Origin of the sequence: Pseudomonas sp. URMO17WK12:I6 (assembly GCF_003253625.1) — a bacterium.
In the GTDB taxonomy this organism is placed as follows: Bacteria; Pseudomonadota; Gammaproteobacteria; order Pseudomonadales; family Pseudomonadaceae; genus Aquipseudomonas.
The window spans coordinates 326,734-338,765 of sequence record NZ_QKYZ01000003.1 but is presented as its reverse complement, the minus strand read 5'-3'; the positions used below and the strand labels follow the sequence as shown (position 1 = coordinate 338,765).

The 12,032-nt window shown below is 60.3% G+C and carries 7 protein-coding genes; 5 read left to right on the top strand and 2 right to left on the bottom strand.

Features of this window, described 5'->3' with window-relative positions:
• Nucleotides 1-15: 15 nt before the first annotated feature.
• The 5 genes from F475_RS07510 to F475_RS07490 all read left to right on the top strand — a co-directional run bounded on the left by F475_RS07510 (nt 16) and on the right by F475_RS07490 (nt 6,195).
• Entirely contained in the window at nt 16-357 is a 342-nt protein-coding gene (locus F475_RS07510) for a DUF2934 domain-containing protein (RefSeq protein WP_111453571.1), read from the top strand.
• 93 nt (nt 358-450) lie between these two features.
• A complete protein-coding gene (glgX, locus tag F475_RS07505; protein ID WP_018926125.1) occupies nt 451-2,607 on the top strand; it encodes a glycogen debranching protein GlgX in 2,157 nt (718 codons plus the stop codon).
• 286 nt (nt 2,608-2,893) lie between these two features.
• Nucleotides 2,894-3,652 carry a PIG-L deacetylase family protein gene (locus F475_RS07500; protein WP_018926126.1) on the top strand — a complete coding sequence of 253 codons (759 nt, stop codon included), beginning with the start codon at nt 2,894-2,896 and terminating at the stop codon, nt 3,650-3,652.
• A 251-nt stretch (nt 3,653-3,903) separates the two neighbouring features.
• A complete protein-coding gene (locus F475_RS07495) occupies nt 3,904-4,704 on the top strand; it encodes an endonuclease/exonuclease/phosphatase family protein (protein ID WP_018926127.1) in 801 nt (266 codons plus the stop codon).
• 426 nt (nt 4,705-5,130) lie between these two features.
• Nucleotides 5,131-6,195: an autotransporter outer membrane beta-barrel domain-containing protein gene (locus tag F475_RS07490; RefSeq protein WP_111453570.1), complete on the top strand. Its 1,065-nt coding sequence runs from the start codon at nt 5,131-5,133 to the stop codon at nt 6,193-6,195.
• Nucleotides 6,196-6,303: 108 nt separating this feature from the next.
• Here the strand turns inward: F475_RS07490 and glgB are convergent, their stop codons facing one another.
• A complete protein-coding gene (gene glgB / locus F475_RS07485; RefSeq protein WP_111453569.1) occupies nt 6,304-8,535 on the bottom strand; it encodes a 1,4-alpha-glucan branching protein GlgB in 2,232 nt (743 codons plus the stop codon).
• A gap of 2 nt (nt 8,536-8,537) precedes the next feature.
• The gene (gene treS / locus F475_RS07480) at nt 8,538-11,879 is read right to left on the bottom strand and encodes a maltose alpha-D-glucosyltransferase (RefSeq protein ID WP_111453568.1); all 3,342 of its coding nucleotides are present in this window, start codon (nt 11,877-11,879) and stop codon (nt 8,538-8,540) included.
• Nucleotides 11,880-12,032 lie beyond the last annotated feature (153 nt).

Genomic DNA, 12,032 nt, shown 5'->3' with positions numbered 1-12,032 from the left:
TTCAGGAGCATTGCGATGAGTACCGACGAAAAACGCATTCGCGAATTTGCCTATCAAATCTGGGAATCCGAAGGAAAACCCGAGGGCCAGGAAGCCCGCCATTGGGAGATGGCCTGCAAACTCGCCGAGGCCGAAGCCCTGGCGCCCGGCAAACCAGCCAAAGCGAGCAGCAGCAAAACCGCAAGCAAGCCCGCGGCCAGCAAGCCCGACGGCAAGCTGGTCAATGGCAAGGGCCTCGAAACCAAACCCCGCGCCAAGCCCAAAGCCAAACCCGCTGCCGCTTCGGCAGTGATCCCGCCGGGCGAAAAAACCACCGTGAAAAAGCCGCGCACCGCGCGTAAACCACCCGAGGTCTGACGCTTCACTGTCTTGTCCTGATTGACTTCGTGGCGAGCCCGCTCGCCACCGAGAGCGCATTCGCCCTCGAAAAATACCGTTGCAGGAGCAGCTATGACCAGTCCAAAGAAAACCGCGCCCGAACCTCACGAGGCCTCGCGAATCCGTGAAGGCTTGCCCTTCCCGCCAGGCGCGACCTGGGATGGCCTGGGGGTCAATTTCGCGCTGTTTTCGGCTAACGCGACCAAGGTCGAACTGTGCATCTTCGACGATGCCGGTGAGGTGGAACTTGAGCGCATCGAGCTGCCGGAATACACCGACGAGACCTACCACGGCTACTTGCCCGACGCCCATCCGGGGCTGATCTACGGCTATCGCGTGTACGGGCCGTACGACCCGGCCAACGGTCATCGCTTCAACCCGAACAAACTGCTGATCGACCCCTATGCCAAACAGTTGGTCGGCCAATTGAAATGGTCCGAAGCGTTGTTCGGCTTCACCATCGGCCACCCCGACGCCGACCTCAGTTTCGATGAGCGGGACAGCGCGCCTTTCGTGCCCAAGTGCAAAGTGATCGACCCGGCCCACACCTGGGGCCATGACCATCGGGTCAGCGTGCCATGGGACAAGACGATCATTTATGAGACTCACGTACGCGGTTTCAGCATGCTTCACCCCGCCGTTCCCGAGAACCTGCGCGGCACCTTCGCCGGGTTGATGGTCGATGACGTGCTGGAACACATCCGCAAGCTCGGCGTATCGACTGTGGAGTTGCTGCCGATCCATGCCTTCGTCAACGACCAGCATCTGCTGCACAAAGGCATGACCAATTATTGGGGTTACAACAGCATTGCGTTCTTTGCCCCGGACCCGCGCTACCTGGCCAGCGGCAAGATCGCCGAGTTCAAGGAGATGGTCGCGCACCTGCACGACGCCAATCTGGAAGTGATCCTCGACGTGGTCTACAACCACACCGCCGAGGGCAACGAACAAGGCCCGACCCTGTCCATGCGCGGCATCGACAACGCCTCTTACTACCGCTTGAGGCCCGACGACAAACGCTACTACATCAACGATTCCGGCACCGGCAACACCCTGGACCTGAGCCACCCGTGCGTGCTGCAAATGGTCACTGACTCGCTGCGTTACTGGGCCACGGAAATGCACGTGGACGGTTTCCGTTTCGACCTGGCAACCATCCTCGGCCGCTACCATGACGGCTTCGACGAACGGCACAGCTTCCTCGTCGCCTGTCGCCAGGACCCGGTGCTGCGTCAGGTGAAGTTGATTTCCGAATCCTGGGACTGTGGCCCCGGCGGTTATCAGGTCGGGAACTTCCCGCCGGGCTGGGTCGAATGGAACGACAAATTCCGCGACACCGTGCGCGCGTTCTGGAAAGGTGACGACGGCCAGCTCGCCGACTTCGCCAGCCGCATGACCGCCTCCGGTGAGATGTTCAACCAGCGCGGCCGTCGACCGTATGCTTCGCTGAACTTCGTCACCGCCCATGACGGCTTCACCCTCAACGATCTGGTGTCGTACAACGACAAGCACAACGAGGCCAACGACGAGAACAATCAGGACGGCAGCAACAACAACCTGTCGTGGAACCACGGCGTCGAAGGCCCCACCGACGATCCCGAGATCAATGCCCTGCGCCTGCGGCAGATGCGCAACTTCTTCGCCACGCTGCTGCTGTCCCAGGGTACGCCGATGCTGGTGGCCGGCGACGAGTTCGCCCGCACCCAGAAAGGCAACAACAATGCTTATTGCCAGGACAGCGAGATCGGTTGGGTCAATTGGGACATGAGCGAAGACGGCAAGGCGCTGCTCAAGTTCGTCAAACGCCTGATCAAGTTGCGCCTGGCCTATCCGATCCTTCGGCGCGGGCGCTTCCTGGTGGGTAATTACAACGAGGACATCGGCGTCAAGGACGTGACCTGGCTGGCCCCGGACGGCAGCGAAATGTCCAATGAGCAATGGGAAGAAGGCCACGGTCGCTGCATGGGCATACTGCTCGATGGCCGCGCCCAGGAAACCGGCATTCGCCGCAAGGGTGCCGACGCAACCCTGCTGCTGGTGGTCAACGCGCACCATGACATCGTCAACTTCCTGCTGCCGGAAGTGCCTGACGGTGGTTTCTGGACTTGCATGATCGATACCAATCAACCGTCGATTCGGGGCCAGGAACGCTTTGAATTTGGTCGCCAATATTCGGTTACTGGCCGTTCGCTGCTGTTGTTTGAACTGCAGCATGAGGAAGAAGAGTGAGAGTGATCACCATAATATCTGTAGCAGCCTCGCAGGCTCGGCAGCTGCTACCAAGGGACGGTTTCGGTGACTTTTTGCGAAGCCTGACACAGCCTGGGTTAAAAAAAACGCATCAGACCAAAGGCTGAGGCGACGAATAGCGTTTCATGAGCAATACTTTGAACGCGGCAATCCAGGGTTCGGAGCGCCGCACATTGCTATCTACCCGCCTTCACGGGTCTGCCAGGCTTGCTCCCGTAAGCATTGCGCACGACTGAGGGCCAGACAGAACAAGGACGTAGCGCCTATGAGACCGGTTTCCATCAGCGAAAACAGCTTGCCTGCGCAGATCTGGAACAGCGCCCCACAACTGGACAACATCCCCGTCATCAACACCGAAACACTGGTCCCTGCTGGAGCTCGCGCGGTGGTGATCGCCCCGCATCCCGGCGATGAAGTGGTGACTTGCGGTGGCCTGCTGCAACTGTTGTGCTCCCTTGGTCATCCTCTGCAACTGATCTCGATCACCGACGGCAGCGCCAGCCATCCGGGGTCGCGTCAGTGGTCGGAAAAGCGCCTGAGCGTGTTCCGCCCCCAGGAAAGTGTCGAAGCCTTGCGTCGACTCGGCTTGCCGATGCACAGCCTGAAGTGGATTCGCGGCGGCTTCACCGACAACGCTCTGGCCGAGCGAGAGTCTGAATTGACCCAATTCATCGTCCGCTACCTGCGCCCCGGCGATGTGGTGTTCACCACCTGGCGCGAAGACGGCATCGTCGACCACGACGCTGTCGGCCGGGCCAGCGCCAGGGCTGCCGCCCTGGTCGGGGCGACGCTCAACGAAATACCGGTCTGGGCCTGGCACTGGCCGATGCGCGAGCACGGGCTGATCCCCTGGCATCGCGCGCGTAAGCTACGCCTCGACACCTGGACTGTCGCGCGCAAAAGCCACGCCACCTATGCCTACGCCAGCCAGCTCGACGGCGAACCGGCGATCGGCATCGCCCCGCTGCTGCCACGAGTGATTCTGGAACGCATGCGGTTGCCGTATGAAATTGTGTTTGTCTGATCGGACTCGCTCGTAGCAGCTGCCGAGCCTGCGAGGCTGCGTTCGGCGGCGTAGCCGTCGTAAAACCGGAACTTACGGTGCATCAGGCAAACCGCGTCAGCCGGATTCACGACGGCTACGTCCGAATGCGGCCCACACCGAACGCTGCCTCGCGGTGCTCGACAGCTGCTACGGGTGTGGTGAATGTGTTTGAACTGCTCGCCCACGCATCAGTCGCATACATACAGCAGCCCTGATTCAGAGGAGTGAACGTGACCCACGATGCCGAACGCCAAGCCGTCGAATCAGTGCCATCGAACACGCCCCCGGCGATTCGCCGACTCAGAGTACTGACGGTCAATACTCACAAGGGTTTCACCGCCCTCAACCGACGTTTCATCCTCCCGGAACTGCGCGAAGCGGTACGCAGTACGTCGGCGGACCTGGTGTTTCTGCAGGAAGTGGTCGGTGAGCATGACCGGCATTCTTCCCGTTACAACGACTGGCCACCGACCTCGCAGTACGAATTCCTGGCCGACAGCATGTGGAGCGATTTCGCTTACGGTCGCAACGCGGTCTACCCCGACGGCCATCACGGCAATGCCCTGCTGTCGAAATACCCGATCCGCGAATTTCGCAACCTCGATGTCTCGATCACCGGCCCCGAGCGGCGCGGCTTGCTGCACTGTGTGCTGGATGTGCCGGGCCATGCCGAAGTGCATGCCATTTGCGTGCACCTGAGCCTGTTGGAAAGCCATCGACAACTCCAGCTGCAGTTGCTCTGCCTGTTACTCGAATCGTTGCCAGAGGACGCCCCGGTCATCATTGCCGGCGACTTCAACGACTGGCAGTTGCAAGGCAATGCCACCCTCGCCCGACGCGACTACCTGCATGAAGCGTTCGAACGCCACCACGGCCGCCCGGCGAAAACGTACCCGGCACGGTTTCCCCTGCTGCGCCTGGACCGCATCTACCTGCGCAATGCCAGCAGTCATGAGCCGCGCATACTCGGCTACAAACCCTGGACGCACCTGTCGGACCATTTGCCGCTGGCAGTGGAGGTACGCCTGTAACACCGTCAAACGACAGGCGCCAAGAACTGCAGCCTGAAGCAGAAAAAATGACAGTAATCACGTCACGGACTTGCTCATGGATTTTGCACTGTTCATCCGTCACGCAACCGATAGCCCACTACCCAATACGTCTGGATTGCACCTTTCAGGATGATTTTTCGTACAAACAACAACTTAGATCGGCGCCAATAATCAGTCACTTACAGAGTCTGAAATAGCCGTACCACTTATCGGCCATTTTCTTGACGCAGCGTCATCGGTCTTCTTAGCTAGTCCTTACTACCCCCGGAAATCCATCAGGGGCAAGCCTCCAGACACCCGTAAAACGGGCGGGTCGGACCTTGCCTCAATCCATTCGGTCGCCCCTCATTCGGGGTAGGAGAGACGCCACAGCGAGATACGCATGCGATTGCAAGGTAGACCTCCATGAGAACTTCATTCACCCCACAAGAGATAAAATTCACTTTTTGCGTCGTCTCCGGTTCACTCCTGCTGTGCTCATCCATGGAGGTGCGAGCGTCGTCTTCCGAGGACGAAACAACGCCCTGGTACAGCCAGCAACTACCGACAATTACCTTGCCCTTCGGCGTCGCCACATATCCTGACCGTTTACGCGTCAACTCAGACTTACCCAGCTCACGCCTGACGATCGAAGACGCCGCGCCCTTGGCCTGGGATCACGCCTATGGCCCGACGTCGCGGCAGGCACAAACCGATTATCTGACCCAGGGCACGATCCCCGGAGCCAGCGAATTCAAAGGCCCGGCACTCCTGACCGTGCAAAGCAACAGCGGTAGTATCCAGCGGGTCGGACTGATCGGCGGCACCGCTCAATTCCAGGGCAACGACAACGGCCTGCTGACCAGCCGCGCCCTCGCCGACCCCAGCCATGACACGCTCAACCTTCAAGGCCAAAGCCTGGGTGCCTACTGGAGCCTGACCGGGGCGCAAGGCTGGCACGTCGACTTGACGGCCAGCGGCGGCCGGGTCAGCGGTTTTAGCCGCAACGACCAGGGCGTGCGACAAACCACCGAAGGCAGCGCGATGACAGTGTCGGTGGAAGGTGGTTTCCCGATTGGCCTGGGCGACAACTGGGTGGTTGAACCCCAGGCGCAGTTGATCAATCAACGCATCACGCTGGATACGCCATATGCCGGGTCAGGCAACGCCTCGTCCAGCGACCTGACCTCCTGGAGCGGTCGGGTCGGTGCACGCTTGAAAGGCAATTACGATATCAACGGCCTGCCGGTCGAACCCTATGTGCGGACCAATTTGTGGCACACGGTGTACACGGGCAACACAGTGAGCCTGGATCAGGTCGACAAAATCAGCAGCAGTCGCAATTCATCGACAGTAGACGTGGGTCTGGGGTTGGTGGCCAGAGTGACGCCTTCGGTCAGCCTGTATGTCAGCGCCGACTACAGCAGCAATGTGGTTGAAAATGATTTGAACGGGTTGATTGGCAGCCTTGGGGTGCGGATGCGTTGGTAAAAAAATCAAAAGATCGCAGCCTTCGGCAGCTCCTACGGTTCAACGTTGTCCCGCCCACCTGGGGCGACCCGATCCTGTAGGAGCCGGCGAAGCCGGCGATCTTTTCGATCAACCCTCCGGTCGCAGAATCAACACCGCCAACGGCGGCAAATTCAACACCAGGGAAAGTGCCTGCCCATGGCTCGGTTCCTCCTCGGTGAACACCCCGCCACCGTTACCGTAATTGGACCCGGCATAGGTGTCGGCGTCGCTGTTGATCAACTCGACCCAGCGCCCGGCAAACGGCACGCCGACGCGGTAGGACTGACGCGGCACCGGGGTGAAGTTGGCCACCACCAATACCGGCCTGCCCTCCTTGCTCCAGCGTAGCCAGGCATAAACGCTGTTGATCGCGTCGTCGCCGATCAACCACTGGAAGCCCTGCGGTACATCGTCCTGATCGTGCAGGGCAGGTTCTTCGCGATACAACCGATTCAAGTCGCCGACCAGCTTGCGCACACCCTGGTGTTCCGGATATTGCAGCAAGTACCAGTCCAGCTGCTGATCGTGATTCCACTCCCGCCACTGGCCGAACTCGCAGCCCATGAACAACAGTTTCTTGCCCGGATGGGTCCACATGAAACTCAGGTAAGCCCGCAGGTTGGCAAACTTCTGCCAGCGATCGCCAGGCATCTTGTCGATCAGCGAATGCTTGCCGTGCACCACTTCATCGTGGGAAATCGGCAGGATGAAACGCTCGGACCAGGCATACACCAGGCCGAAACTCAGTTCGTTGTGATGATGGGCGCGGTACACCGGATCCTGCTGAATGTAATGCAGCGAATCGTGCATCCAGCCCATGTTCCACTTATAGGCAAAACCCAGCCCGCCCTGTTGTGTGCTCTGGCTGACACCCGGCCACGCGGTGGATTCCTCGGCAATCACCAGTGCGCCCGGTGCTTCCAGCGCCACTACGTCGTTGAGATGACGCAGGAAATCGATGGCTTCCAGGTTTTCCCGACCGCCGTGACGGTTGGGCACCCATTCGCCGGCCTTGCGCGAGTAATCGCGATACAGCATCGACGCCACTGCGTCGACCCGCAGTCCATCGACATGGAAATGCTTGAGCCAGTGCAGCGCCGACGCCAGCATGTAGCCGTGCACCTCGGTGCGGCCCAGGTTGTAGATCAGCGTGTCCCAGTCCTGGTGAAAGCCCTCCATCGGGTTGCCGTATTCGTACAGCGCGGTGCCGTCGAACTGCGCCAGGCCATGGACATCGGTCGGGAAATGCGCCGGCACCCAATCAAGGATCACGCCGACTTCGGCCTGGTGACACGCGTTGACGAAAGCGGCGAACTCATCCGGCGAGCCGTAACGGGCGCTCGGGGCAAACTGCGACAACAATTGATAACCCCAGGAGCCACCGAATGGATGTTCCATGATCGGCATCAGTTCGATGTGGGTGAAACCCAGCTCTTTGACGTACGGAATCAGCCGCTCGGCCAGTTCAGGCCAGGTGTACTGACGGGCGACTTCGCCCAGGTCATCCAGCTCGCATTGCCAGGAACCGGCATGCAACTCATAGATCGACAGCGGTGCACTGGTTCGCTGACGCTCGCTGCGGGACAGCATCCAGTCCTGGTCCTGCCAGTCGACTTTCAGCGGCGAGGCGATTTTTGATGCGGTATCCGGCGGCAGCGCGGTGGCCAGAGCCATCGGGTCGGCCTTGAGCGGCAGAATGCCGTGGGCGCCGAGGATTTCGTATTTGTAGGCCTCCCCCGCTTGCAGGCGCGGGATGAACAACTCCCAGACCCCAGTGGGATGGCGCAGGCGCATCGGATGCCGACGACCGTCCCAGACGTTAAAATCGCCGACCACCGAGACCCTTCTGGCGTTCGGCGCCCACACGGCGAAGCGCACACCCTCCACGCCATCGACCGTCTTCAACTGCGCGCCGAGGCAACTGCTCAGATCCCGGTGATTGCCCTCGGCGAACAGGTACAAGTCCATCTCGCCGAGTAACGGGCCAAAGCTGTAGGGGTCTTCGGCCAGTTGCTCGCCGCCGGCCCAACGGGTTCGCAATAAATAGGGCCGGGCCTGCTCGAAGTGCCCGACGAACAGTCCCGGAGTCTGGGTCGTCTCAAGGCTGCCGAGTTCTTCCCCGGACGCCTTGTCCACCACCTGAACGCTCAAGGCGTCCGGCAGATAGGCCCGAATGAATTGCCCGCCGGCGCCATCGCCGTGCGGGCCGAGAATTGCAAAGGGATCCTGATGTTCGGCGCGTACCAATGCGTCGATATCCCGCGCTTTGGGCAGCAGCGCCTCTTTAACGTGCCCCTGTTCCTTGTTCGAGAAACTCATGACTACTCTCCACCAAGATCGGAAAAGGGTTTAAGCCCACTCAATAATCCATATAAACCGTGCAACGGCACCGGTAGCCAAGTGGGGCGGTTTTCAGCCTCATAGGCCACTTCGTAAGCCGCCTTCTCCAGACCGAACAACGCCAGCGCAGCATCCTCGCCTTCAGGATCTTGCCATGCATGAGCAAGACTAGCTGCCGCCAGCCGATAAGCGTCGACAAATGATTGTCGCGCCTCTCTTAAATAACGCTCGGCAACCCTTTGACGCGCCGCCTGAGCATCCGCCGTGTTATCGACGTTGTGCACGTTGATCGCCATCGCCGCGGCATAATCGAAGGAGCGCAACACCCCGCTGACATCTTTATAGGGGCTGTGTTTGCCACGGCGCTCATGCAGCGGCCGCGCGGGTTCACCCTCAAAATCGATCAGATAAGCATCACCCTTGATCACCAGCACTTGCCCCAGGTGCAAGTCACCATGGACGCGGATACGCAAGCCGCCAGCGGCCTTTTTGCCCAGCTCCTGGATATGTCCGAGGATGGCTTTCTTGTTGTCCAGCAAGCGGCTGACCAATGTCTGGTCCGTCGCGCTCAGTTCGGATTGATGTTGCTTGAGCAGCTTCAGTGCATGCTCCAGCTGCGCCGCCACGTCCTTGGCCGAAGCCAGGGCATCTTTCTGGCTCATGATGTGTGGGGCAAAGTCCGGGTTGACGCTCGGGGTCGCCAGCACCTGATGCATTTCCCCCAGACGCTGGCCGAGCATGCCGGCAAAATCCTTCAACTCGCCGAGGGCGTTGTAGTGCTGTTCCTGCTCGGACACGGCATCGGCGAGCTCGTCACGAAGCGCCCGTTCGAGGTTGTTCTGGGTCCATTCCCACGCGTCGCCCTGATTGCTCAAGTAACCTTGGGCGATCATCAACAGCGTGTCCTCGCCCGCCGCATCGCGACGAATCACCGCTCCCAACAGCGGCGAAATATTTTTGAAACCGGCATGGGTCAGGTACGCGCTCATTTCCAGTTCCGGGTGCACCCCTGACGCGACCTTGCGGATTAACTTCAGCACCAGGCTGGCGCCGATCACCACCGAACTGTTGGATTGCTCGGCAGACAGGTAACGCACCTGCGACTCGGCACTCAGCCCCAGTTTGGCCAATTCATCAGTAGGCTCGAAACGGATCTCGCCACCGTCCGAGGGCAACACCGTACTGGCCTGCATGCCCTGCAACACTGCATGAACAAAGCTGTCGAGGCTGAAGGCGTCGGTGATCAGGCCGACCTGACGACCGCGCCGAACCCTGGCCAGCGCCAACTGCTGGGGCAAGGCCGCGCCAACCTGCTCCTCGGAAATAAAGCCGAATGGCAACTGATAGCGACTGGTCTGGCCAGCGCTGGTGACGTCGATTTCACTCAACAGCACCGGATGCTGCGGGTCGCCGAAGCGCACGCCGTAGGCGAGGTTGACGCTGTCGATGGTGCCGTCCTTACCGGCATACCAGCGGCGATTCTGCAGCCAGCTCGGCAGAATGGCCTGCTCCAGCGTGGCGCGGGACGGTGCTTCAAGCAGCTCTTCCATACGATTCTTCAGCACCAGGGTGGTGAAGTCCGGCAGGCTTTGCGCCGGTTCCACATGCCAACTCGGCATCTGATTTTCCGCCGCCAGGCCGAACCAGTAGAACCCGTAAGGCGCCAGCGTCAGCAGGAAATTCAACTGACCGATGGGCGGGAACGCGTTGCCGCCGAGCATCTCCACCGGAACCATGCCGACATACGCCGACAAATCCAGCTCCGCCGCTTGCGCGCTGCGGGACACGTTGGCCACGCACAGAATGATCTCGTGCTTGCCGTCCGCGCCGGTGAACTCACGGGTGTAAGCCAGGATCCGGCGATTGCTCGGCGACAGCATCTTCAGCGTGCCGCGACCGAAGGCCTTGGACTGCTTGCGTATCGCGAGCATGCGCCGGGTCCAGTTCAACAATGAATGAGGGTCGCCGGCCTGGGTTTCGACGTTGACCGACAGATAGCCATACTGCGGGTCCATGATCGGCGGCAACACCAGACTGGCCGGGTCGGCGCGGGAGAAGCCGCCGTTACGGTCGATCGACCACTGCATCGGCGTGCGCACACCGTCGCGGTCGCCGAGGTAGATGTTGTCACCCATGCCGATTTCATCGCCGTAATACAGGGTCGGCGTGCCGGGCATCGACAGCAACAGACTGTTGAGCAGCTCCACGCGACGACGATCGCGTTCCATCAACGGCGCCAGACGCCGGCGAATCCCCAGGTTGATCCGCGCCCGACGGTCGGCCGCGTAGTAGTTCCACAGGTAATCGCGCTCCTTGTCGGTGACCATTTCCAGGGTCAATTCATCGTGGTTGCGCAGGAAAATCGCCCACTGGCAGTTGGCAGGGATTTCCGGAGTCTGGCGCAGAATGTCGGTGATCGGGAAACGATCTTCCTGGGCCAGCGCCATGTACATGCGCGGCATCAGCGGGAAGTGAAACGCCATGTGGCATTCGTCGCCGTTCTGGCCTTTGGCGTCGGTGTTACCAAAATACAGCTGAGTGTCTTCCGGCCACTGATTGGCCTCGGCCAGCAGCATGCGATCGGGGTAATTGGCGTCGATCTCGGCGCGGATCTGCTTGAGGACGTCGTGGGTCTCGGGGAGGTTTTCGTTGTTGGTGCCGTCGCGCTCGATCAGGTACGGGATCGCGTCCAGCCGCAGGCCGTCGATGCCCATGTCGAGCCAGTAGCGCATCACCGACAGCACCGCTTTCATCACTTGCGGGTTGTCGAAATTCAGGTCCGGCTGGTGGGAATAGAAGCGGTGCCAGAAGTACTGACCGGCCACCGGGTCCCAGGTCCAGTTGGACTTTTCGGTGTCGAGAAAGATGATGCGGGTGCCGTCGTATTTCTGATCGTTATCGGACCAGACATAGAAGTCGCGGGCCGCCGAGCCGGGCTTGGCCTTGCGCGCGCGCTGGAACCAGGCGTGCTGGTCCGAGGTGTGGTTGATGACCAGTTCGGTGATCACCCGCAGACCGCGTTTATGGGCTTCGGAAATGAAGCGTTTGGCATCGGCCAGGGTGCCGTAGTCGGGGTGCACGCCACGGTACTCGGCGATGTCGTAGCCATCGTCGCGTCGTGGCGAGGGGTAGAACGGCAACAGCCAGATGGTGTTGACGCCCAGATCGGCAATGTAATCGAGTTTGGCGATAAGGCCGGGAAAGTCGCCGATCCCGTCATTGTTGGAGTCGAAAAAAGACTTAACGTGAACCTGGTAGATCACCGCATCCTTGTACCAGAGCGGGTCTTTGATGAAGGTGGCTGACCTGGGTTTCTTCGCCATTTGAAACTCCTGTTTAATTCGAATAAAACCGCCGGACCTGTGGCGAGGGAGCTTGCTCCCGCTCGGCTGCGAAGCAGTCGTAAAACCTGCAAATGAGGTGTGACTGACATATTGTCTGGGGCCGCTGCGCGACCCAGCGGGAGCAAGCTCCCT